The sequence below is a fragment of the Micromonospora sp. NPDC049497 genome (genome assembly GCF_044465805.1).
In the GTDB taxonomy this organism is placed as follows: Bacteria; Actinomycetota; Actinomycetes; order Mycobacteriales; family Micromonosporaceae; genus Micromonospora.
In genome coordinates, this window is the sequence record NZ_JBITMC010000006.1 from 274251 (window position 1) to 296296 (window position 22046).

At 74.2% G+C, this 22046-nt stretch carries 21 protein-coding genes; 14 read left to right on the forward strand and 7 right to left on the reverse strand.

Annotated elements, in window-relative coordinates; translation table 11 throughout:
• Positions 1–102: 102 nt before the first annotated feature.
• The 4 genes from ACIBR0_RS12220 (at position 103) to ACIBR0_RS12235 (ending at position 5559) form a co-directional block, all read left to right on the forward strand.
• Positions 103–873 (forward strand): DUF5995 family protein, encoded by a 771-nt coding sequence (locus ACIBR0_RS12220; protein WP_396714810.1) that lies wholly within the window; start codon positions 103–105, stop codon positions 871–873.
• 463 nt (positions 874–1336) lie between these two features.
• The gene (locus ACIBR0_RS12225) at positions 1337–1738 is read left to right on the forward strand and encodes a hypothetical protein (protein WP_396714812.1); all 402 of its coding nucleotides are present in this window, start codon (positions 1337–1339) and stop codon (positions 1736–1738) included.
• A gap of 87 nt (positions 1739–1825) precedes the next feature.
• A complete protein-coding gene (locus ACIBR0_RS12230; RefSeq protein ID WP_396714814.1) occupies positions 1826–3919 on the forward strand; it encodes an amino acid transporter in 2094 nt (697 codons plus the stop codon).
• Between the two features lie 167 nt (positions 3920–4086).
• On the forward strand, positions 4087–5559 hold the full coding sequence (locus ACIBR0_RS12235) for a right-handed parallel beta-helix repeat-containing protein (protein ID WP_396714927.1): 1473 nt from the start codon (positions 4087–4089) through the stop codon (positions 5557–5559).
• Positions 5560–5660: 101 nt separating this feature from the next.
• On the opposite strand, the gene ACIBR0_RS12240 is transcribed toward ACIBR0_RS12235, so the two are convergent.
• Together ACIBR0_RS12240 and ACIBR0_RS12245 are read right to left on the reverse strand one after the other, a co-directional pair.
• Positions 5661–6620, reverse strand: coding sequence for a TIGR03557 family F420-dependent LLM class oxidoreductase (locus ACIBR0_RS12240; protein ID WP_396714816.1), 960 nt, complete (start codon positions 6618–6620; stop codon positions 5661–5663).
• A gap of 255 nt (positions 6621–6875) precedes the next feature.
• Positions 6876–7082 (reverse strand): hypothetical protein, encoded by a 207-nt coding sequence (locus ACIBR0_RS12245; RefSeq protein ID WP_357034767.1) that lies wholly within the window; start codon positions 7080–7082, stop codon positions 6876–6878.
• Positions 7083–7268: 186 nt separating this feature from the next.
• Between ACIBR0_RS12245 and ACIBR0_RS12250 the strand changes: the two genes are divergently transcribed.
• Entirely contained in the window at positions 7269–8096 is an 828-nt protein-coding gene (locus ACIBR0_RS12250; protein WP_396714818.1) for a hypothetical protein, read from the forward strand.
• Between the two features lie 44 nt (positions 8097–8140).
• Here the strand turns inward: ACIBR0_RS12250 and ACIBR0_RS12255 are convergent, their stop codons facing one another.
• The 5 genes from ACIBR0_RS12255 to ACIBR0_RS12275 form a co-directional block, all read right to left on the reverse strand.
• Positions 8141–9271, reverse strand: a complete 1131-nt coding sequence (locus ACIBR0_RS12255) for a low temperature requirement protein A (protein ID WP_396714820.1) — start codon at positions 9269–9271, stop codon at positions 8141–8143.
• Between the two features lie 309 nt (positions 9272–9580).
• The gene (locus ACIBR0_RS12260; protein ID WP_396714822.1) at positions 9581–10486 is read right to left on the reverse strand and encodes a hypothetical protein; all 906 of its coding nucleotides are present in this window, start codon (positions 10484–10486) and stop codon (positions 9581–9583) included.
• A gap of 252 nt (positions 10487–10738) precedes the next feature.
• Positions 10739–12088, reverse strand: coding sequence for an FAD-dependent oxidoreductase (locus ACIBR0_RS12265; protein ID WP_396714824.1), 1350 nt, complete (start codon positions 12086–12088; stop codon positions 10739–10741).
• A 15-nt stretch (positions 12089–12103) separates the two neighbouring features.
• Positions 12104–12451, reverse strand: a complete 348-nt coding sequence (locus tag ACIBR0_RS12270; RefSeq protein ID WP_396714826.1) for a TcmI family type II polyketide cyclase — start codon at positions 12449–12451, stop codon at positions 12104–12106.
• Positions 12452–12575: 124 nt separating this feature from the next.
• Positions 12576–13382, reverse strand: coding sequence for a BTAD domain-containing putative transcriptional regulator (locus ACIBR0_RS12275; RefSeq protein WP_396714828.1), 807 nt, complete (start codon positions 13380–13382; stop codon positions 12576–12578).
• Positions 13383–13794: 412 nt separating this feature from the next.
• Here ACIBR0_RS12275 and ACIBR0_RS12280 point away from each other — a divergent pair, with 412 nt between their 5' ends.
• Genes ACIBR0_RS12280 through ACIBR0_RS12320 form a run of 9 tightly spaced genes read left to right on the forward strand, consistent with a single transcriptional unit; the run spans position 13795 to position 21769 of the window.
• Positions 13795–14133, forward strand: coding sequence for a TcmI family type II polyketide cyclase (locus ACIBR0_RS12280; protein WP_357038432.1), 339 nt, complete (start codon positions 13795–13797; stop codon positions 14131–14133).
• Entirely contained in the window at positions 14130–15872 is a 1743-nt protein-coding gene (locus ACIBR0_RS12285) for an acetyl-CoA carboxylase carboxyltransferase subunit alpha (RefSeq protein WP_396714830.1), read from the forward strand. Before ACIBR0_RS12280 ends, ACIBR0_RS12285 begins: the two co-directional genes overlap by 4 nt.
• Positions 15869–16429 carry an acetyl-CoA carboxylase biotin carboxyl carrier protein gene (gene accB, locus ACIBR0_RS12290; protein ID WP_396714832.1) on the forward strand — a complete coding sequence of 187 codons (561 nt, stop codon included), beginning with the start codon at positions 15869–15871 and terminating at the stop codon, positions 16427–16429. Before ACIBR0_RS12285 ends, accB begins: the two co-directional genes overlap by 4 nt.
• A 12-nt stretch (positions 16430–16441) precedes the next feature.
• A complete protein-coding gene (locus ACIBR0_RS12295) occupies positions 16442–17821 on the forward strand; it encodes an acetyl/propionyl/methylcrotonyl-CoA carboxylase subunit alpha (protein WP_396714834.1) in 1380 nt (459 codons plus the stop codon).
• A complete protein-coding gene (locus ACIBR0_RS12300) occupies positions 17818–18534 on the forward strand; it encodes an SRPBCC family protein (RefSeq protein ID WP_396714836.1) in 717 nt (238 codons plus the stop codon). The genes ACIBR0_RS12295 and ACIBR0_RS12300 overlap by 4 nt, the downstream gene beginning before the upstream one ends.
• A complete protein-coding gene (locus ACIBR0_RS12305; RefSeq protein ID WP_396714838.1) occupies positions 18527–18934 on the forward strand; it encodes a cupin domain-containing protein in 408 nt (135 codons plus the stop codon). The genes ACIBR0_RS12300 and ACIBR0_RS12305 overlap by 8 nt, the downstream gene beginning before the upstream one ends.
• Positions 18931–20205, forward strand: a complete 1275-nt coding sequence (locus ACIBR0_RS12310) for a beta-ketoacyl-[acyl-carrier-protein] synthase family protein (RefSeq protein ID WP_396714840.1) — start codon at positions 18931–18933, stop codon at positions 20203–20205. Before ACIBR0_RS12305 ends, ACIBR0_RS12310 begins: the two co-directional genes overlap by 4 nt.
• On the forward strand, positions 20202–21449 hold the full coding sequence (locus ACIBR0_RS12315) for a beta-ketoacyl synthase N-terminal-like domain-containing protein (RefSeq protein ID WP_396714842.1): 1248 nt from the start codon (positions 20202–20204) through the stop codon (positions 21447–21449). The genes ACIBR0_RS12310 and ACIBR0_RS12315 overlap by 4 nt, the downstream gene beginning before the upstream one ends.
• On the forward strand, positions 21446–21769 hold the full coding sequence (locus ACIBR0_RS12320) for an antibiotic biosynthesis monooxygenase family protein (protein WP_396714844.1): 324 nt from the start codon (positions 21446–21448) through the stop codon (positions 21767–21769). Before ACIBR0_RS12315 ends, ACIBR0_RS12320 begins: the two co-directional genes overlap by 4 nt.
• Positions 21770–22046: the final 277 nt, after the last annotated feature.

Here is a 22046-nt window from a genome sequence, read left to right on the forward strand (position 1 = left end):
GTATACGTCGTTCTACTGATCCGGCGCTCGGTCGTCGGCTGGAAGGCTGTGCAGCGTCGCCGACGGCACGGGGGTGCCGCGGAGCATCGTGGAGGAGTGACTATGTCCGAACCGGTCTGGGGTCCCGTGCACCGGGACATCGTCGACCTGCTGGCCGACCGGCCGGCGGACGTGCCGGCGGTGGTCGACCACCTCACCAAGCTCCAGGACCTGCTGGTCCGGCTGCCTCCGCTGGAGGAGAGCTGCCCGCTGGCCGACTTCAACAAGCTCTACCTGACGATCACCGAGAGCGTGCTGAACGGCCTGTACGACGACCGGTTCGCCGACCCGGTCTTCCTGTCCCGGCTGGACGTCGAGTTCGCCGCCCGCTACTTCGACGCGATGCGACTGTGGACGGACGCCAGCCCCGGTACGCCCCAGGCGTGGTCGTGCCTGTTCGAGCGGATGCGCGGCCCGGACGCCCGTCCGCTGCCGTCGGCGGCGGCGGGGGTGAACGCGCACATCAACTACGACCTGCCGTTCGCCCTGGTGACGACCTTCGACAGCCTGGAGTCCGAGCCGGTCGACGGCACCGACCAGCACCGCGACTACCTGGAGATCAACAACATCTTCGCGAACAAGATCCCGGGTCTGCGGCGGGGCTACCTGGACCGGTGGCAGTTGCTGATCGACATGCTGAACGGCGACATCGACGACTGGTACCAGGGGGAACTGGTCGAGTACACGCGCGACGTCGCCTGGCGTAACGCGCAGCGGATCTGGCGGTGCCGGCACGACCCGGACGCCCACGAGTGCGAGCGCACGCGGCTGGACGACAACGCCGCGCGGCTCGGCCGGCTGCTGCTCTCGCCCCTCGGGGCGTTCCTGCAGTAGCCGGGACGGGGGGTCCCCGCGCTCCGGACGGGGCGGAGCGCGGGGACGCGCCCGCCAGGAACGACCGTGCGCCGCCCCGGGACGGTGCACAGGGAAACGGCCGGCGCCGCTGGGGGGTGGCGCCGGGTGTGGGGGGAAGGACCGGCGCGCTGGGGGGCGCCGGGGGCAGGGGGAAGGGCCGGCGCCGTACGGGGGTGGTGCCGGCCCGCTGCGCCCACGGCCACGGGCCGGACGACGGGGAGGCGTCCGGCCCGTCGTCGTGGGCATCCGATCCGGCCCGGCGCGTGCGCGGCGGCGGGGGAGCGGGTCGACCCGGGGGGTGTCGACCGCCTCGGACCGGGTACGCGCGCGCCATGACGTACCCGTCGCGCCGGCCGGTCACCCGTCCACGCCCCCGCCCCGCCGCCCGTCCCCGTCCCGCCCGTCCGGGCGACCTCCGCCGTGGCGGCCCCGGCGGCGGCCGGTGACCGGCGCCGCCCGGCGGTTCGCGTTCCGGTTCGACCCGCCGTTCCGTCCGCTGCTGGCCCTGCTCGGCGTCCGGCCGGAGACCGCCTGGGTACGGGTGGACGCCGACGAGTTGCTGGTGCGGTTCGGGCCGTGGCGGCTGCGGACCCCGCGGGCCAACGTCACCGGCGTCGAGCAGAGCGGCCCGTACCGGTGGTGGCGCGCGATCGGTCCGCACCTGTCGCTGGCCGACGCGGGGGTCACGTTCGGCAGCAGCACCGCCGCCGGTCTGTGCGTCCGCTTCGCCGAGCCGGTGCCGGCCCTGCTGCCCGGGCGGTGGCCCCGGCACCCGGGCGCGACGCTGACCGTGGTCGACCCCGACGATCTGGGTCGCGCCCTGAACGGTCCGACGACCGGCTGAGCAGCGGCATCGTTCGCCGTTCCGGCGGGACGCGGTCGGCCGACACCCTACGGTCGGGGCAGGACCGCGCACGGGTGGGGACGGGACATGGGTGACACGAACGCGGAACGACCGCGCCGGGTGCGGGGACGCCGCCGGCCACCGGCCGGACCGGGACCGGACCTGCGGGCGGCGCGGGACCCGACCCGGTCGGTTGACCGCGACGGGCGTCCGGTCGTCATCCCGCCGTCGGTGGAGAGCCCGACCCGGTCCGGTCCGCCGCCCGGCCGGCTGAGCCGGTGGCTGTTCCTGCACCGGGTGCAGCCGGTGGGACCGGAGGCCGAGGAGGGGCGGACCCGTACGCACCCGTGGTGGCAGGTCATGTGCCTGACCGGGGTGGACTACTTCTCCACGCTGTCGTACCTGCCGGGCATCGCCGCGGTGGCCGCCGGGGCGTTGTCCCCGCTGGCCACGTTGCTGATCGTCGCGCTCACCCTGTTCGGCATGCTGCCGATGTACCGGCGGGTGGCCCGGGAGAGCCCGCACGGGCAGGGCTCGGTGGCGATGCTGGAGCGGCTGCTGCCGTTCTGGCGGGGCAAGATCTTCGTCCTGATCCTGCTCGGCTTCGTGGCGACCTCCTGGATCATCACGATCACGCTTTCCTCCGCCGACGCGACCGTGCACCTGTTGGAGAACCCGCTGCTGCCCGAGGGGGTGGACGGTACGGCCCTCGCCGTCGGCGTGACGGTGGTCCTCCTGCTGATCCTCGGCGGGGTGTTCCTGCTCGGCTTCCGGGAGGCGGTGGTGGTGGCGATCCCGCTGGTCGCCGTCTTCCTCACGCTGAACGCCGTGATCGTGGCGGTGTCCCTGGCGGCGATCGCCGCCGATCCGGGCACCCTCGGCGACTGGACCGACGCGCTGACCGCCGACGGGAGCCCCGGACAGGTGGCGCTGACCGCCGTGCTGGCCTTCCCGCTGCTGGCGCTGGGGCTGTCGGGCTTCGAGACCGGCGTCAGCATGATGCCGCTGGTCGCCGGGGCCGGCCCGGACCGGGAGGCCCGGCTGGCCGCCCGGATCCGCAACACCCGGCGGCTGCTCGCCACCGCGGCGCTGATCATGAGCGTGTACCTGGTCTCCACGACGTTCGTGACCACCGTGCTGATCCCCGCCGAGGAGTTCGCCCCCGGCGGGGCGGCGAACGGGCGGGCGCTGGCGTACCTCGCCCACGAGCGGGTCGGCGAGGGGTTCGGCACCGTCTACGACATCAGCAGCGTGCTGATCCTCTGGTTCGCCGGCGCGTCGGCGATGGCCGGCCTGATCAACATCGTGCCCCGCTACCTGCCCACCTACGGCATGGCGCCGGAGTGGGGGCGGGCGGTGCGGCCGGTGGTGATCGTCTACACGCTGGTCAGTATCGCGATCACGGTGGTGTTCCGGGCCGACGTCGACGCGCAGGCCGGGGCGTACGCCACCGGGATCCTGGCGATGATGGTGTCCGCCGCGGTGGCGGTGGCGATCTCCGCGGCGCGCGGCCGGCGCCGGGGCGTCGCCGCCGGCTTCACGGTGCTCACCCTCGTGCTGGTGTACGCGCTGGTCGAGAACGTCGTCCGCGAGCCGGACGGGATCACCATCTCCGCCCTGTTCATCCTGGGGATCGTCGCCGTCTCGCTGATCTCCCGCGTCACCCGGACCACCGAGCTGCGCGCCGAGCGAATCGAGTTCGACGAGCCGGCGCGACGGTTCCTCGGCGAGTCGCTGGCCCACGACGGGCGGCTGCACCTGATCGCGCACAAGCCGGCCGGGAACGCGTGGAAGGTGTACACGGTCAAGGAGCGCACCCAGCGCGGGATGAACCCGGTACCCGGCGCGGCCGACGTGCTCTTCCTGGAGATCGCGGTGGTCGACCCGTCCGAGTTCAGCCAGGTGCTCCGCGTCCGTGGCGTCGAGGTGGGCGGCTTCCGGGTGCTGCGGGCCGACAGCCCCGCCGTGCCGAACGCCATCGCGGCGATCCTGCTGGCGCTGCGGGACGTGACCGGTGTCCGGCCGCACGCCCACTTCGAGTGGTCCGAGGGCAGTCCGGTCGCCCACCTGCTGCGGTACCTGATCCTCGGCCGTGGCGACACGCCGCCGGTGGTCCGCGAGATCATCCGGCGCAGCGAGCCGGACCCGGCGCGGCGACCGGGGATCCACGTCGGCGGCTGACCGCCACGTCGGACCGGTCGGCCTCTCTCAAGCCGAAAGTGTAGTTAATTCCCTTACGCGAAACCTGCTCACCTTGCGTCCGTATCGTGACGTTCGGTGGCGATTGTCCGCTGCCCCGCGCCCGGCGCTGGCGCGGTGTTGACAGGCAGGAGGAGGCAGGAATGGCGATGTTCATATCTGACGACCGATCGGCGACGCGTCCCCGGCGACGCTCCCGGTGGTTCGTGGCAGGGGGCCTGGCCGCCGGCAGCCTGGTGGTCGGCGCGGCCGGCCTGGCCGGGGTGGCCGCGGCGGACCGGCCCGCGGCGGACCGGCCGTCCCTGGCGTTGCGGGGCGCCGACGGTGGCGGCGAGCACCGCGACGACGAGGGCGGCAAGGGCCGGGATCACGGCAACGGCGGTCGCACGATCGACGTGCCGTGTGACGAGGAGGAGCTGATCGACGCGCTGGCCTACGCCAACGCGGAGGGTGGCGCGCACCTGCGGCTGGCGCCGAAGTGCACGTACGTCCTCACCGAAGCCCTCGACGAGAAGGACGAGTACGACGGCGGGATCCGGGACGCCCGCGAGACGGCGGACAGCGCGGAGAACCCGGGGGACGTCGAGGCCCCGCCGCGCGACCCGAACGCGGACCGGTCCGGCCTGCCGTTCGTCTACCACCCCATCACGATCGACGGCCGGGGCGCCACCATCGCCCGGGCCGAGCACGCCGAGCTGTTCCGGTTGTTGACCGTCCGTGACGGCGGCGAGCTGACCCTGCGCGACGTGACCCTCGCCAACGGGCGGTCCATCGCCGAGGGCGGCAGCCTGTACGTCGTGCACGGCGCGTCGGCGACCATCGAGCACGTCACGGTCGTCGGCAACACCTCCCTCTCCGCCGACGGCGGTGGGGGCGGCATGTACAACGACGGCAACATGGTGGTGCGGGACAGCACGTTCGTCGACAACCACGCCGAGGGCACCGCGGGCAAGGGCGGGGGCCTGCTCAACGGTGGGGTGATGACCGTGCGGTCCTCGACGTTCAAGGACAACAGCGCGGTCGCGTACGGCGGCGGGTTCGGCAACTACCGGGGTGCGGCGCAGGTCAACGACAGCACCTTCGCGCACAACACCGCGGGGCAGGGCGGCGGCGTGGCCAGCTACTCGGCCCGCACCCGGGTCGCCGACAGCAAGGTACTCGGCAACACCGCCGAGGTCGGCGGCGGCATCGCCGACTCCGACGCGCTGATCTTCCTCAGCGGCATGGAGATCCGGGGCAACACGGCCACCGGCAACGGCGGCGGCATCTACGTCTTCCAGGGCCTGGTGCCGCTGGACGACAGCACCGTAAAGGACAACACCGCCCTGGGCGACGGCGGCGGCATCTACGCCGAGAAGTCGAACGTGGTGGTGCGACGCAGCGCCGTCACGCACAACGACGCGGTCGAGCCGGAGTCGCAGGGTGGCGGCATCTTCGCGACGCTGGGGCGGCTTTCGCTGTTCAAGAGCGCGGTGGTCGGCAACAGCTCCACGCTGGAGCCGGGGGGCGTCTTCGCCGACAAGGCCCAGGTGAAGGTCGACGACGACACCCGCATTGTGAAGAACCGGCCGACGAACTGCGTCGGCAGCACGGTCCCGGTCCCGAACTGCGCCGACTACTAGGCCGGCGCGGGGCACGGCACGTCCCGTGGGAAGGGGCACGTCCGGCCCGTCCGCGACGACCGCAGGGTCGTCCCGGGCGGGCCGGACCGGTGCCCGCACGCTCAGCCGAGGGAGCGCAGCCGGCCGGCGAGGTCACTCGCGAAGTAGTCGAGGAAGCCGTCCGGGTCGGGGCCGGCGTTCTGGAGCACGATGTGGTCGTAGCCGGCCTCGACGTAGCGCCGTACCGCCGCCACGTGCACCTCCGGGTCGGGGCCGATCGAGAACAACTCGCGCACGTGCCGCTCCTCGACGTACCCGCTGGCCGCGTCGAAGTTGACCGGGTTGGGCAGCTCGCTCATCACCTTCCACCCGGTGACCATCCACCGGCTGGTCTGCAGCACCGCCTCCACCGCCTGCCGGTCGTCGGTGGCCCAGGCCATCGGCACCTCGGCGTACCGGGGACCCCGGCCGCCGGCCTCCCGGTAGTGCTCGACGATGGAGTCTTTCGGCTCGGTGACGAACAGGCCGTCGCCGAGCTCGGCGGCCAGCGTGGCCGACGACCGTCCGCTGGCCGCCACCGCGATCACCGGCGGTGTCTCCGGCAGGTCGAAGACCCGGGCGTCCTCCAGGTGGAGGTGCCGGCCGTCGTACGACTGGTAGCCGCCCTGCCACAACAGCCGGATGATCTCCAACGCCTCGCGGAGGCGCTCGTGCCGGCCGCGCACGCTGGGGAAGCCCTGCCCGACCACGTGCTCGTTGAGCCGCTCACCGGCGCCGACGCCGAGGGTGAAGCGCCCGTCGGAGACGAGGGCGAGGGTGGCGGCGGCCTGCGCGATGATCGCCGGGTGGTACCGGACGGTCGGGCAGGTGACGCCGGTGGCCAGACCGAGCGTGCCGGTCTTCGCCGCGATGGCGCCGAGCACCGACCAGGCGAACGAGGAGTGGCCCTGCGCCTCCAGCCAGGGATGGTAGTGGTCGCTCATCTCGACGAAGTCGAAGCCGACCTCCTCGGCCCGGACCGCCTGCCGGATCATCTCCTGCGGCCCGTACCCCTCGGCGGCCAGCTTGTAGCCGATCTGCATCCTTGCTCCCCGTGTCCGACGGCCGGTGGCGTCACGCCCCTTCCCGTACCGGGTCCCCACAAACGTTCACCATGGAAGCCCAGCCTCCTAGGACGCCGTAGGGGGTGTGCGGGGCGTCGTGATGGGCAGGCGATCGGTCCAGCGGCTTGCCGCGCAGTTCGTCGCCCACCTCGGCCGCGTACCGCTCCGCCACCCGACCCCTGGACGGCGAACGGCCCGCGCCGGGGGTGGGCGCGGGCCGGGCGAGCAGAGGTCCTATTCGGACGGCTGGGGGAGTTCGCAGTCCACCTTCGGGTTCGCGCCGATGTAGTTCAGCGGTCCGGCCACGATGGTCACCAGGATCGTGCCGGCCTCCGCGCAGTTCGTGTCGTCGTTGCTGTAGTAACCGCGCTGACCTGCGGCGACAGCGCCGATCAGCAGCCAGATCACGACCAGGACTCCGAATATCGAGGTGCCGCGCATCGTACGCCTCCAGGGGTTGTGGTGGATCGAGGTGCAGGCGTTGTACCCAATCGGCGCTCGCCGCTAACGGTCACGGCGTCGTCCCCGGTCCGCCGGCGGGAAGACGTCGCTATCGGATCCGCGACGGAGAACGGGGTCCCGCGGCCGTACGGGCGTACAACTGTGGAGGCACGCGCAGGAGGACTGATGGACGCCCCGACACCGCACCTGCACCTCGACCGTCGCGCGGACGTCGCGGCGGCGGCCCGCGCGCTGGCCGGGGGAGCGGTGGTCGTCACCGCCTTCGCCAACATGTACGCGCTGGTGAGCCGGCCGGACGCCGACACCGTCGCCCGGGTGAACCTGGCCAAGGGGCGTCCCGCCGAGCAGACCGGCAGCATCACCGCGCTGGCCGGCCGGATTCCCGGGCTGTTCGACTGGACGCGGGTGCCGCACCGGCTGCCGGTGGGCCGGGTGCGGCAGCTGATGGACGGCCTGTTCGGGCTCGGCCCGTTCGGCTTCCGGGGCCCGGCAGCCGACCGGCTGCCGGGCCACCTCACGTCGTGCGACCGGGGCGTGCGCACCACGCAGGTGATCGCGCCGGGGCCGGCCTGCCCGTCGAACGCGTTCCTCGCCCGGGCGCTCGCCGAGATTGGGCTGGACCACCTGCACATCACCTCGGCGAACCGCTCCCGGCACCGCACCGGCGCGCCGGACGAGCCGGCGCACTGGAAGGCCGACGGGGCCCTGGCCGACCTCGGTCACCTCGACGGCCTGGTGCTGCTCGCGCATCCGGACGAGGCGGCGGCGCGCGCCGCGTACCCCCGGCACCTGCCCACGTCGGTCACCCTGCTGTCGTTCCACGCCCCGGAGGGCGACCCGGAGGACCCACCCGTGCTCACGGTGGACCGGCACGGGTCGTTGCACGTCGACGACGTACGCCGCGCGGCCGCGCCACTCGGCCTGCAGGTGCGGCTCGGCGCCACCGCCGGTCAGCGCCTCCGGGCGCGCGGGTACGCGGGCGCGCTGGTCTGACCCGTCCGGTGCGTTGGTCTGAACGGCGCGGTGGCCGCCGGAGGTCAGTGCGGCGGAACGGGTTCCTCCGGCGGGCGGCCCCAGCTGCGGCGCGCGTCGGCGATCGCCACGCCGGCGAGGACCAGCATGGCGGCCAGCGCGGCGGTCCACGGCGGCAGGAACAGCACCGCCGGCGCGGCGGTGAGCAGGGCGAGCAGCCCGCCGGGGCGGGACAGCGAGACGCGGCTGAAAACCTCGTACTCGAAGAGGGCGCGACCGACCAGGAACAGGGCCGGCCCGCCGAGGATGACCGCCGCCCACGCCGGCGGGGTCCGGCCCCCGGGGTGGTGCAGCAGCAGCTCGAAGCCGGCGGCGGTGGTCACCACGCCGGCGACCATGAGCAGGTGGGTGTACGGAGCGGTGTGCAGGAACCGGCTCGGCTGTCGTGAGGTGGCGATGGCCAGGGGGAGCAGCTCGCCGGACTTGTGGACGTAGATCCGCCAGAGCAGCAGCGTGGTGTAGAAGGCCGCGGTGAAGGCCGCGACGTTCTCCGTCTCGGAGTGGTCCAGGCTGAACATCGTGCCGATGGTCAGGATGGCGTCGCCGAGGGCGATGATGAAGAACTGTTGGTAACGCTCGGACAGGTGCTCGGCGGTGACGCTGCGCGCCTCGTCGGGCACCGCGCCGAGGCCGGGGACCGGGTACGCCACCCGGAAGCCCAGGTAGTCGATGGACAGGGCGAGCACCCACAGGGCCAGCCGCCCGTCGCCGGAGACGAAGGCGCCGCCGATCCACGGCACCGCGGACACGGCGAACCAGATGAAGATGCGGGCCGCCCGTCGCCGGGTCTGCGGGTCGTGCCGGACCGTCGGCATGAGGAACAGGCCGCGCCCCAGGTGGATGGCGACGTACGTGCCGGCGAAGATGAGGCCGCGTGCGCCGAACGCCTCCGGGATGGCGGTGGTCATCAGCAGCGCCCCGAACATGACCGCGGTGATCAGCAGTTTGATCTCCGGGCGTTCGGGGTCGTACATGTCGGTGACCAGGGTGGTGATCGCCCAGGTCCACCAGATCGCGGCGAGCAGGACCAGCGCCTCGGCGGCGCTGTGCCAGTCCAGGTCGACGACCATGCCGCGCGAGATCAGCGCGAGCGCCACCACGTAGACGAGGTCGAAGAAGAGTTCGAGCAGGGTCACCCGACGGGGCGACTCCTCGTCCCGGAGGGGAGGCCGGCCCCGGCGCGGGCCGGACCCCTGCGGGGACAAGGACAAGGGCTGCTCCTGCGGGACCGGGATGGTGATCGACGCGGCGGGCCGTCGTCGGGCCCTGCCTCGACGGTAACCGTCCCGTGTCCGCTATGTACTGCTTTCCGCCCGGCCCCTCGGTAAGGAAGGGCCCCCCGTTAACGCCTGCGGTAGAGGAAGGGCCCCTTCTTAACGCGCTTCACGCGCTTGACGCGCACGGGGAGGGGTCCGGGCCACCCGGCCCGGACCCCTGCGCCCGGATCAGGCGTCCGTGCCGCCGGGCAGCACGGCGGCGGTGTCCGGCGCGCCCGCGAGCACCTTCGCCTGCTGCGGCCAGGTCGCCAGGCCCGGCGCGGACCGCAGCCCGGCCGACCGGACCACCTCGCGGAGCGCGGCCTCGTCCAGGTCGGCCAACTGGCGGTAGGTGTGGATGCCCGCCGCCTGCAGCGCCGCGGCGATCTTCGGGCCGACGCCCTGGATGCGGCGGAAGTCGTCCGCGCCGCCGGCGTCAGCCGTCGGCCGCGCCGGCGGGGTGGCCACGTCGGCCCGGGGCGCCGGCACGGGCGCGGCCGGAACCGACGGCTCGTCGTCCGTCGCGACCGGCGTCGGCAGCGCGTCGGACGAGGTGTCGGTGGTGGGGCCGGCCGCGACCGGCGTGGTCACCTCGTCGGTGTCGTCGGCGGCGGCCGGCGTCGTGTCGACGGGACCGGTCAGGTGGGCGGCCACCGGAAGCACCACCTCGGTGTCCCGGCCGGCGTCGTCGATCGGCGGGGCGGGCGGAACCTCGTCCCGGGGGGCCGGCACCGGGTCGCCGGTCAGCACCATGTCGGCGGGGTCGACGTCGCCGGCGGCTGCGTCGGCGGGGGCCGGGCGGTCCACGGCGGGAGTGGGGCGGTCCTCGGTTAGGGCGTCGCCGGGCACCGGGTGGTCGGCGACGGCGGTGGGTGCCGGGTCGACGGTCGCGTCGGGACGCGCCTCGTCGACGGTGGCGGTCGGTGCCGGGGTGGTCACCACGGCGGCCACCGGGTCGCGCTCACCCTCCACGATGGGCTCGGTGTGCCCGGCGGCGGCGGCCGCACCCCGGCGGTCGCGCAGCGCCCAGCCGGCCACCGCGCCCACGGCGAGCGCCACGATCAGTATCAGCCAGTGCCCGAAAGACCACGCCACGGCGGACCTCCCTATCGGTCGGATCGGAGAAGATGTCGAAAAAACTCGGGCGCAGCTTCGCACACGCCCGAGCCGGGCGACAGCCAGCCTCCACCCGGACCTTCGCAGCTGGGACGTGCTCTACCCGGGGTGTTCGTCGGGCGACGCTCGGTCGTGCCCGGGCCCCGATCGCCGCCCGTACGGCCGTCGACCCCGGCGCCGGGGCGTCGGGGTCGACGGTGGATGGTGCGGCCGGCGTTCGGTGCGACCGCGTCAGTCCTCCTCACCGCGGTAGGTGTAGAAGTCGTCGACGAACTTGCGGGCCAGCCGTGGTACCCGACTGGTGACACCGAAGTAGCCCCGCGCGCCGAGCAGCGCGAGCCGCCCGACCACCGGCTTGTACATCCGGTCGTCACCGTTGGTGCCGCTGCGGTTGAGCGAGTCGGCGACCCGCGCGAACCCGTACGGCAGCATGGCGGCCTCGTAGTCGGCCACCGCCTCGACGAGCGTCTTGTCGCCCGCGACCGCGAGACGGAGCTGGCGGCAGAGGAGTGCCGCGTCGCGCAGGGCGGTGTTCGCGCCGACGCCGCGGCCGGGCGTCATGGTGTGGATGGCGTCGCCGAGCAGTGTGACGCTGCTGCTCTTCCAGGGCGGGACGGGCTCGCTGGTGGTCACCCGGATCGGCAGGGCGCTGCCGGGCTCGGCGCGGGCGAGCAGCTCACGGAGGTTCGGGTGCCACGTGCGGGTCAGGCGCAGGGCGAGCTGGATCAGCTCGTCGCCGCGCAGCTGCATGACGTCGGCCGGGAAGCGGCGGGCGGTGCTCCAGACGATGAGGTTGATGTTGTCCCGGGTCGGATCGTGCGCGCGGCCGGGCCACCGCTGGAGCAGCTCGGCGTCGGCCGGGTGCACGCCGGGCTTGAGCGCGCCGTCGCGGTCCCAGGGAAACTCCATGACGTGCAGGACGCCCATCATCCCGCCGGTGCCGAAGATCAGCGAGATGCCCTTCTCCACCCGCTCCGGCAGCAGCTTGCGGGTGTGTGCGGTCAGCGGGATGCGGGTGGCGATGTTGATGGTGCCGGCGTCCCGGGTGACCGCGTGCGGCAGGTACTGCCGGCGTACCGCCGAGTGCGTGCCGTCGGCCGCCACCAGCAGGTCGCCGGTGGCGGTGGTGCTGTCGGCGAAGTGCGCCGTGACGGTGCCGTCGTCGCGTTGCTCGTACCGGGTGAACTCCTGGTCGAAGCGAACCACGTCCTCCATGCCGGTGAGCAGAACCTGGCGCAGTGTCATGCGGGCCACCGAGCGTTCCGTGTTCACCGGGTCGGTGTCCGGCCGCAGGGTGAACGACGCCGTGCGGCGCATCCGCTGGGTGAGCACGTTGAAGTAGCGGGGCGACCGGGCGCAGGTGGCGAGGAAGACGTCGAACAGCTCCGGCGGCAGGCACTCCCGCAGCGCCCGGCTGCCGGTCGGGCCGATGCCCACCCGGTAGCCGAGCAGGCCCTCGCCCCGGGTGCGGTAGCGCTCGTGGACCGAGACGCGTATGCCGGCCCGGCGCAGGCCGTGCGCCAGGCACAGGCCACCGGTGCCGGCGCCGATGATGATCACGTGCGGGGGTCGATCGGTCATGGCGATCTCCCGTGGTCAGCCGGCGACGTGCGGCGTCGGCGCGTCGGCGGCGTCCCAGCGGTAGAAGCAGCCGGCGATCGCGTCCCGGGGCGAGCGCCAGGTCGGCAGGTACGGCGTGGTGTGCGCGGAGAGCCGCTCGTTGACCCGCAGGTACAGCGGGTGGTTCCGGGCGCCGGCCAGCGCGTCGGGGTCCACGTCCCCGGTCTCCATCAGGTGGACGCACAGGTCGTGCAGGCAGTACAGGGAGCGGTGCCGGACGCCGGTCAGGGCGGGCAGTTCGGTGGCGTCGGACTCGGCGAAGATCTGCGCAACGCGACCCTCCGACCCCGGGATGATCCTGCTGACGATCAGTAGACGGCTCATGGGACTCCTCTCGCCGGTTGCCCTTCCTCGACCAGGTCGGACACCACGCGGTGCTGTGCCGTCCACGCTGACCGACGGCCTGTCACATGACCGTCACGCGCACGGTCCGGGTCGTGACGGGTGGTCAGCGGGCGCGCGGCGGCGCGCGGTGCGCGAGCGTGCGGCGCTGGTCGTCGGCGTCCCGGCTGGCGTGCCGGATCGGCGCGAGGGTGTCGTCGAGCAGCGCGGTCATCGCGGCCGACGGTTCCAGCCGTAGTTCCCGCAGCAGCAGGTCCCGGTAGACGTAGAAGGCGTGCACCGCCTCGAAGGCGTTGCCCTCGGCCAGGTGGATGCGCACCACCAGACGGTGCGGCGTCTCCCGCAGCGGTTCCGCCGCCATCGCCTCCAGGGCCGCCTCCAGCGCCTCGCCGTGCCGGCCCGCCGTGAGGTGCTGGTCGGCCAGTTCCTCCAGCATGTGCAGCCGGAGCTGGCGCAGGCGTTCGCGCTCGGCGAGCACCCAGTCCTCGTACCAGCCGGGCAGCAGGTCGTGGCGGCCGGCTTCCAGGGCGGCGGCGGTGCACGGGTCGGCGCCGTCGCGCACCCGGGCGGCCGTGCCGACCAGCGCGTCGACGTCGACCCCGACCAGGGGCCCCAGCCGGACCGTGTCGCCGACGGTGCTGATCGGGCAGCAGGGGTCCTGGCGCAGCCGCCACAGGGCGGTACGCAGGGAGGACAGCGCACGTTCCTCCGACGCCTCCGGCCACAGCAGCCCGGCCAGGTGGCTGCGGGTGGCGCCGGGACGCAACCCGATCAGCGCGAGCACCCGTTGCAGGCCGCGCGGCACCACCACCGGGGCGTCGCCGTGCAGCAGGCGGAAACCGCCCAGCAGGTGCAGGGAGATCGGAGTGTGGGGGCAGGCCCCCGTGGTCGGCATGGGCGGTTCGGCGGCCACGCGGCACCCCCTGCGGAAGGCTCGGCGGAGACTCCTCGACTGTGTCCCCGGCGCGGCTGCCCATGACCGCACTGTCGGAAGGCTGAGCCGCGGCCCGGCGCCACGCGCCGCGGTCGCCGGGCTGACCTCGACGAAGATTATCAATCGTGATGACTCTCGGTCAACGGAGCGTGTCCCGGCTCCAGGCCCCGGTTGAGCCGCGAAAACCCTTCTGAACTGGTAAAGGACGCGCAGGTCCAAAGGCGGTCCACAGCGGATACACAGCCCGCGTCAACGCAGCGTCACCAAAGCTGGGTCGCGTGCCCCGGTCGTTGACGCCGCCGTGACGCGGCCGTCCGCATCGTGTCGGCAGTCGTCCGGCTCGGTCGGCGCCGGCGTGAGGAACGCCCGACGCCTGGGGGGAGGCCCATTCATGGACCGTTCGTTGATCGTCGCGAAGGTCGACCCGACCGCCGAGGCGCGGGTCGCGGAGATCTTCGCCGAGTCCGATGCGACCGAGCTGCCGCACCTCGCCGGTGTGCGCCACCGGTCGCTGTACCGGCTGCACGACCTCTACGTGCACCTGCTGGAGACGGAGCTGCCGGGGGAGGGCGCGGTGGCGGCGGCCCGGGAACACCCCGAGTTCGACCGGGTCAGCGCCGCGCTGCGCCGGTACGTCTCGCCGTACCTGCCGACCTGGCGGGAACCCCGCGACGCGATGGCCCGCTGCTTCTACCGCTTCGACGCCACGCCCACCGGACGACGGCCGTGACCGCCACCGCGCCCCACGGGCAGCTCTGGGCCCGCTGCGCGGGCTGCGCCAGCCTGCTCTACCGCAAGCGGCTGCGCCGCAATCTCGACGTCTGCCCGGAGTGCGGCACGCACGCGCGGCTCGACGCGCCCGCCCGCCTGGCCCAGATGGTCGACCCCGACTCGTTCACCGCCCTGCCCGACCGGCCGGCCGAGACCGACCCGATCGGGTTCGTCGACGTGCTGCCGTACCCGCACCGGCTCAGCGCCGCGCGCGCCGCGACCGGCCTGTCGGAGGCGGTGGTCTGCGGCACCGCCCGGATCGGCGGACACCCCTGCGCCCTGGCCGTGATGGACTTCCGGTTCCTCGGCGGCAGCCTCGGGTGCGCGGTCGGTGAGCTGGTCACGCGGACCGCCGAGCGGGCGCTGGACGACGGCGTCCCGCTGGTGCTGGTCACCGCCTCCGGCGGCGCCCGGATGCAGGAGGGCGCCCTGTCGCTGATGCAGATGGCGACGGTCAGCCAGGCGGTCGCCGGGCTGCGCGAGGCGGGACTGCTCAGCGTCAGCGTCCTCACCGACCCCACGTACGGCGGGGTGGCGGCCTCCTTCGCCACCAACACCGACGTGGTCCTCGCCGAGAGCGGTGCGCGGATGGGCTTCGCCGGTCCCCGGGTGATCCGCCAGGTCACCGGCCGGGACCTGCCGGAGGGCTTCCAGACCGCGGAGTTCCTGCTCCGGCACGGCCAGGTCGACATGGTGGTGCCCCGGCACGCCCTGCGTGCCCGCCTGGTGGCGCTGCTCGCCGCCGCCCGTGCCGGCCGTCGACCGGGGGCGCGTCCCGGCGTACCCCGGCAGGAGCCGCCGCCGGCCGGCGGCGTGGGACCGGCGCGCGTGCCGGCCGCACGGACGTCGCCGCTGGCCGAGCGGCCGGCGGCCGGGAGCGAGGGCGACGCCTGGGAGACGGTACGGCTGGCGCGCCACCCGGGCCGACCGACCACGCTGGACTATCTGGAGACCGCCTTCGACGGCTTCGTGGAGCTGCACGGCGACCGGCTCGGCGCGGACTGCCCGGCGGTGGTCGGCGGCCTCGCCCGGCTCGACGGCCGGCCGGTGATGGTGGTCGGGCACCAGAAGGGGCACACCACCGCCGAGCTGGTCGCGCGCAACTTCGGCATGGCCAGTCCCGCCGGGCACCGCAAGGCGCTGCGGCTGATGCGCCTCGCCGCGCGCATCGGCCTGCCGGTGGTGACCCTGGTGGACACGCCGGGCGCCGACCCCGGGGTGGCCGCCGAGGAGCAGGGCCAGGCGGCGGCGATCGCGGAGAACATCCTCGCCCTGACCGTGCTGCCCACCCCGATCGTCACGGTCGTCACCGGCGAGGGCGGCAGCGGCGGCGCGCTGGCCCTGGCGGTGGCCGACCGGGTGTTGATGCTCCGGCACGCCGTCTACTCGGTGATCAGCCCCGAGGGCTGCGCGGCGATCCTCTGGCCGGACCGGTCGGCGGCCCCGCAGGCGGCCCGCGCGCTGCGGCTGACCGCCCACGACCTGCACCGCCTGGGGATCGCCGACGAGGTCGTACCCGAGCCCGAGCCGGCCGCCCACGTCGACCCGGCGGCGGCCGCGCGGGCGCTGCGCGAGGCCGTCCTGGCCAACCTGCTGCCCCTGCTCGACGTGCCGCCTCCGACGCTGGTACGGCGACGGCGACAGCGTTTCCGCCGCTTCGGCGTCACCCGCGGCGCGGCGCGGGCGGGTGCCCGGTGAGCGCCCGTACGGACACCGCGCCGGCGGGCAACGGCGCGACGCCGTCCGGCGGCGGGCAGCCGGTGCCCCCGCGCCCCCCGCGCGTCCCCGCCGCCGGCGACGCCGGAGAACCGCCGGACGCCGTGCTGGCCGGGTTGCGCCGGCATGCGCGGCAGGTGGTCGCCGAGCTGCCCGGGCCGGTACGCCGGGTGCTCCTGCGCGCCGGTGACAGCGTGCTGGAGGTGGAGTGGCACGACGCCGCCACGCCCGGCTCGGCGTACCCCGCGCCGCCGCCCGTCGTGCCGCCCGCTCCCGCCGTCGCGCCGGAGCCGGTCCACCGCCTCGCGGTGCGCTCGCCCATCGTCGGCACCTTCTACCGGGCGCCCGAGCCGGGGGCCGCGCCCTTCGTCGCCGTCGGCGACGTGATCCGTCCCGGTCAGGTCGTCGGGATCGTCGAGGCGATGAAGCTCATGAACGAGGTCACCGCCGACCGGGCCGGCCGGGTGGTCGAGGTGCTGGCCGACGACGGCCAGCCGGTCGAGTACGACCAGCCGCTGCTCGCGCTGGACCCGGCCTGAGGCGGGAGTTCGATGTTCACCAAGGTACTGATCGCCAACCGGGGCGAGATCGCGCTGCGGGTGCTGCGAGCCTGCCGCGAACTGGGTGTGAAGACCGCGGTGGTCTACTCCACGGCGGACGCCGACTCGGCCGCGGTGCGGCTGGCCGACCAGGCGGTCCTCATCGGACCGGCGGCGAGCCGGCGCAGCTACCTCAACGCCGCCGCGATCGTCGAGGCGGCCCGCCTGGTCGGCGCGGAGGCGGTGCACCCCGGGTACGGGTTCCTCTCCGAGGACGCCGACTTCGCCGAGATCTGCGCCCACAACGGCCTGACGTTCGTCGGGCCGCCCCCGGAGGTGATGTCCGCGCTCGCCGACAAGTCCTCCGCGCGGGAGCTGATGCGCCGGGCCGGGCTGCCGCTGCCCCCGGGCAGCGTCGCGCCGGTGCCCACCGCCGAACGGGCCGCGCAGGTCGCCGCGGAGGTCGGTTACCCGGTGATCGTCAAGGCCGCCGCCGGGGGCGGGGGCCGCGGGATGACCGTCGTGCACACCCCGGCGGAACTGCCCCGGGCGTACGCGCGGACGCGGGCCGCCGCGCAGGTCGCCTTCGGCGACGACCGGGTGTACGTCGAGCGCTACCTGGTCGGCGCCCGGCATGTCGAGGTGCAGGTGCTGTGCGACGGGCACGGCAACGGCGTGCACCTGGGCACCCGGGACTGCTCGGTGCAGCGCCGGCACCAGAAGCTCGTCGAGGAGGCGCCGGCCCCCTTCCTGTCCGCCGGCACCCTGGAGGGCATCGCCGAGTGCGCGCTGCGCGGCGCGCTGGAGGTCGGCTTCACCGGCGCGGGCACGGTGGAGTTCCTGGTCGACCCGGACGAGCGGTTCCACTTCCTGGAGATCAACTGCCGGATCCAGGTCGAGCACCCGGTCACCGAGATGATCACCGGCATCGACCTGGTGCACGAGCAGCTCCACATCGCCGCCGGCGTACCGCTGCGCTGGCGGCAGGAGGAGATCCGCCCGCACGGGGTGGCGATCGAGTGCCGGGTCAACGTCGAGGACCCGGACCGCGACTTCGCGCCCACCCCCGGCCGGCTGGAGCGGTTCCTCCCGCCCGGGGGGCCGTTCACCCGTGTCGACACCCACGGCCGCCCCGGCTACCTCGTCGGGCCGCACTACGACTCGCTGCTGGCGAAGGTGGCCGTCTGGGCGCCGGACCGGGAGTTGGCGCTCAACCGCCTGGAACGCGCCCTGGAGGAGTTCGACATCGCCGGTCCCGGCATCCGCACCACCATCCCCTTCGTCCGCCGGGTGCTCGACGACGCCGGCTTCCGCACGGGGCGCTACTCGACCGGCCTGGTCGACCGGCTGCTCGCCGACCCGACCGACCCACCGCACAGGAGGACCCGATGACCGTCACCCACGGCCGCCCGCTGACCGCCGAGATCACCGACATCCTGGTGGCGAACTGCGGGCTCGACCCCGACGCCGCCGCCCGCGCGCCGGCCGCATCCCTGGACGAACTGGGCATGGACTCCCTGGCCCTGCTCGAACTGTCCGCCGTGGTCGCCGACCGGTGGCAGGTGCGCATCGGAGAGGAGAGCGGTCAGCTGAGCATCGCCGACGTCGCCGACCTGGTCGCCCGCCGCGCCGATCCGCCGGGGCACACCGAGAACACCGTCCTCATCGCCGCGCCGCTGCCGCTGGTCTGGGACGTCACCAACGACGTCGCCGGCTGGCCGGAGCTGTTCACCGAGTACGCCCGCGCGGAGATCCTGCACCGCGACGGCGACACCGTGCGGTTCCGGCTGACGATGCACCCCGACGAGAACGGTGTCGCCTGGAGCTGGGTCAGCGAGCGGACCGCCGACCCGGTGGCCCGGGAGGTCCACGCCCGGCGCGTGGAGACCGGCCCCTTCGAGTACATGCGGATCCACTGGCGCTACACCGAGGAACCCGGCGGCACCCGCATGACCTGGGTGCAGGACTTCGCGATGACACCGACGGCGCCGGTGGACAACGCCGGCATGACCGACCGGATCAACGCCAACAGCGCGATCCAGCTCGCCGTGATCAGGGAGAAGATCGAGCGGCTGGCCCGGGACGGGGGTGCCGGCGATGAGTGAGCAGACGGCGCGGCGGCTCGTCGCCGCCGTCGACGTGCCGCCGGACCGCCGGCGCGGCGGCGAACTGCGGGTGCTGCTCGGTCCCCGCACCGTCGGCAGCACCTCCGGGTTCATGGGCGTCGCCGCGCTGCGCCCCGGGGAGCGCATCGCCGAGCACTACCACCCGTACAGCGAGGAGTTCCTGTACGTGTCGCGCGGCGCGATCACCGTCGACCTCGACGACGTGCCGACGCCGCTGGTCGCCGGTGAGGCGCTGTTCGTGCCGGTCAACGTCCGGCACCGGCTGCGCAACACCGGCGACGTGCCGGCCGAGGTGGTCTTCCAGCTCGGCCCTCTGGCGCCCCGCCCCGAGCTGGGCCACGTCGACACCGAACTGGTCGAACAGCGGGGCGGGTCATGAGTGCGCGCCGCACGGTGGTGACCGGCGTCGGGGTGGTCGCCCCGGGCGGCGCCAGTCGGGACCGGTTCTGGAAGGCGATCACCGAGGGGCGTACCGCGACCCGCCGGATCACCTTCTTCGACCCGTCGCCGTTCCGCTCCCAGATCGCCGCCGAGTGCGACTTCGCGCCGGTCGCGGCCGGCCTCACCGACGCCGAGTGCCGCCGCGCCGACCGGTACGTCCAGTTCGCGCTGGCCTGCGCCGCCGAGGCGGTCGCCGACGCCGGCCTGGACCTCACCGACGCCGAGCGCGACCGCGCCGGGGTGGTCCTCGGCACCGCCGTCGGCGGCACGATGGCCCTGGAACAGGAGTACGTGACGGTCAGCGACAGCGGCCGGCACTGGCTGGTCGACGCGGCACGCGGCGGCCCGTACCTCTACCAGGCGCTCATCCCCAGCAGCCTCGCCGCCGACGTGGCCTGCCGGCACGGTCTGCACGGCCCGGCACAGGTCGTCTCCACCGGCTGCACCTCCGGCATCGACGCCATCGGGTACGCCCACCAGCTCATCGCCGACGGCGAGGCCGATGTCGTGCTCGCCGGCGCCGCCGACTCGCCGATCTCACCGGTGACCGTCGCCTCCTTCGACGCCATCAAGGCGACCAGCCCGGACAACGACGACCCGGCGCACGCCTCCCGGCCCTTCGACGCCGACCGGCGCGGCTTCGTGCTCGCCGAGGGGGCGGCGGTGCTGGTGCTGGAGGAGGCCGGGCACGCCCGGCGGCGGGGCGCCCACGTCTACTGCGAGGTCGCCGGGTACGCCAGCCGCAGCAACGGCTACCACATGACCGGGCTGCGGCCCGACGGCCTGGAGATGGGGCTGGCGGTCACCGCCGCGCTCAAGCAGGGCCGGATCGCCCCCGAGCAGGTCTCCTACATCAGCGCGCACGGCTCCGGCACCCGGCAGAACGACCGGCACGAAACCGCCGCGTTCAAGCGGGCCCTGGGTCAGGCGGCGTACCGGGTCCCGATCAGTTCGATCAAGTCGATGGTCGGGCACTCGCTCGGCGCCATCGGCTCGATCGAGATGGCCGCCTGCGCCCTGGCGATCGAGTTCGGCGTGGTTCCGCCGACCGCCAACTGGACCACCCGCGACCCCGAATGCGACCTGGACTACGTGCCGAACGAGGCCCGCGAGCTGCCGGTGGACGTGGCGCTGTCGGTCGGCAGCGGTTTCGGCGGGTTCCAGTCGGCCATGGTGTTCCGCCGGCTGTCTCCGGCGGTGGCGGCGTGACCGCCCGGGCCGTCGTCACGGGGATCGGGGTGGTCGCGCCGAGCGGCGTCGGCGCCGACGCCCACTGGCGCACCGTGCTCGCCGGCACCCGCCGCACCGGCCCGCTCACGCTCTTCGACCCGTCCGGCTACCCCACCCGGTACGGCGGGGAGGTGCCCGGCTTCGACGCCGCCGCGTACGCCGACAACCGCCGGCTCGTGCAGACCGACCGGTGGACGCATCTCGGGTTCGCCGCCACCCGGCTCGCCCTCGCCGACGCCGGCCTGCCCGAGCGTGCTCCCGACCCGTACGGCTACGCGGTCGCCCTGGCCAGTTCGTCCGGCGGCAACCTGTTCGGGCAGCGGGAACTGCAGCGGCTCTGGGGCGGGCCGTCGCGCACCGTCGGGGCGTACCAGTCGATCGCCTGGTTCTACGCCGCCAGCGTCGGCCAGCTCTCCATCCACCACCAGTTCAAGGGGCCGTGCGGGGTGCTGGTCGCCGAGGCGGCCGGCGGGTTGGACAGCCTCGCCCACGCCGCCCGGGCGGTCCGCCGGGGCACCGCCGTGGTGATCGCCGGGGCGACCGAGTGCCCGCTGAGCCCGTACGCCCTGGCCTGTCAGCTCCGCTCCGGGCTGCTCAGCGACGTCGCGGAGCCGGAGCGGGCGTACCGGCCGTTCGACGCGGCCGCCAGCGGCTACCTGCCGGCCGAGGGCGGCGCGGTCTTCGTGGTCGAGGAGCTGACCCACGCGCTGGGCCGGGGGGCCCGCGTCTACGGCGAGGTGACCGGGTGGGGCTCGACCCACGACGCCGTCCACAGCGGACCGGACACCGCCGGCGACCCCGGGCAGTACGCCCGCGCCATGCGGCTGGCCCTGGAGCGGGCCACCGTCGCGGCGGACACGGTCGACGTGGTGCTGCCCGACGCGCTCGGCGTGCCCCGGTACGACCGGAGCGAGGCCGAGGCGCTGCGCGCCGTGTTCGGCGACCGGCCGCCACCGGTGACCACCCAGAAGCCGTTGACCGGGCGGGCCCACCAGGGCGGGTCGGCGCTGGACGTGGCGACCGCGCTGCTGGCCTTCGCGCACGACACGCTGCCCGCCTCCGCCGGTCCGGACACGGTGGCCGACGGGTGCGAGCTGGACTTCCTGCGCGGGCACCGGCGTCCGCGCAGCAGGGTGGCGCTGGTCTGCGCCCGCGGGTTCGACGGTTTCAACAGCGCGCTGGTCCTGCGCGGGGCGGCGCCGACGAGGGGAGTGGGGGCATGAGCGAGCAGCGGGCACGGGTGGTCTTCCTGGTGCGGGTCCCCGAGGAGCGGACGGAGGCGTTCCTGGCCGCGTACGAGGCGGTGCGGCACCTGGTCGCCGACGGCGTGCCGGGACACCTGGTCGACCAGGTCTGCCGCTCGGCGACCGATCCCGAGCAGTGGCTGATCACCAGCGAGTGGGCGCGCCTGGCGGACTTCGAGGCGTGGGAACGGAGCCCGGAGCACCGGGACCTGGTCCGGCCGATGCGGGAGTGCTTCACCGACGCCCGGTCGCTGCGCTTCCACATCCACGCGCAGACCCCCGCGCTGGCCTCCGCCTGATCCGGCGCGAGCCTGCCCGCCCCGCTTGGTGGTGTCGGGCGCTGTCGAGCTGATGTCGAGGATGGATCAGGCGGTCCCCGACGAGGTGCCGACCGTCGGGCGACGCGATCGGCCCCGTCCGACCCTGCCCGGTCCCGCTGCCGTCTGCCCACGGACCGTCGGCCCATCCTCCTCGGGCCTGCCGGGCACCGATGATGTCGTTGGTGGATCAGGTCGACAGTGCCACGACGGACCCCGGGACACGACGGACTCCGGACCATGACGTACCGGGGGACCA

Coding starts and splice junctions, on each gene's coding strand:
- ACIBR0_RS12220 (WP_396714810.1), top strand. CDS start 103: ATGTCCGAACCGGTCTGGGGTCCCGTGCACCGGGACATCGTCGACCTG.
- ACIBR0_RS12250 (WP_396714818.1), top strand. CDS start 7,269: ATGGACGCCCCGACACCGCACCTGCACCTCGACCGTCGCGCGGACGTC.
- ACIBR0_RS12295 (WP_396714834.1), top strand. CDS start 16,442: ATGTTCACCAAGGTACTGATCGCCAACCGGGGCGAGATCGCGCTGCGG.
- ACIBR0_RS12270 (WP_396714826.1), bottom strand. CDS start 12,451: ATGAGCCGTCTACTGATCGTCAGCAGGATCATCCCGGGGTCGGAGGGT.
- ACIBR0_RS12305 (WP_396714838.1), top strand. CDS start 18,527: ATGAGTGAGCAGACGGCGCGGCGGCTCGTCGCCGCCGTCGACGTGCCG.
- ACIBR0_RS12235 (WP_396714927.1), top strand. CDS start 4,087: ATGTTCATATCTGACGACCGATCGGCGACGCGTCCCCGGCGACGCTCC.
- ACIBR0_RS12240 (WP_396714816.1), bottom strand. CDS start 6,620: ATGCAGATCGGCTACAAGCTGGCCGCCGAGGGGTACGGGCCGCAGGAG.
- ACIBR0_RS12320 (WP_396714844.1), top strand. CDS start 21,446: ATGAGCGAGCAGCGGGCACGGGTGGTCTTCCTGGTGCGGGTCCCCGAG.
- ACIBR0_RS12245 (WP_357034767.1), bottom strand. CDS start 7,082: ATGCGCGGCACCTCGATATTCGGAGTCCTGGTCGTGATCTGGCTGCTG.
- ACIBR0_RS12230 (WP_396714814.1), top strand. CDS start 1,826: ATGGGTGACACGAACGCGGAACGACCGCGCCGGGTGCGGGGACGCCGC.
- ACIBR0_RS12280 (WP_357038432.1), top strand. CDS start 13,795: ATGGACCGTTCGTTGATCGTCGCGAAGGTCGACCCGACCGCCGAGGCG.
- ACIBR0_RS12310 (WP_396714840.1), top strand. CDS start 18,931: ATGAGTGCGCGCCGCACGGTGGTGACCGGCGTCGGGGTGGTCGCCCCG.
- ACIBR0_RS12300 (WP_396714836.1), top strand. CDS start 17,818: ATGACCGTCACCCACGGCCGCCCGCTGACCGCCGAGATCACCGACATC.
- ACIBR0_RS12265 (WP_396714824.1), bottom strand. CDS start 12,088: ATGACCGATCGACCCCCGCACGTGATCATCATCGGCGCCGGCACCGGT.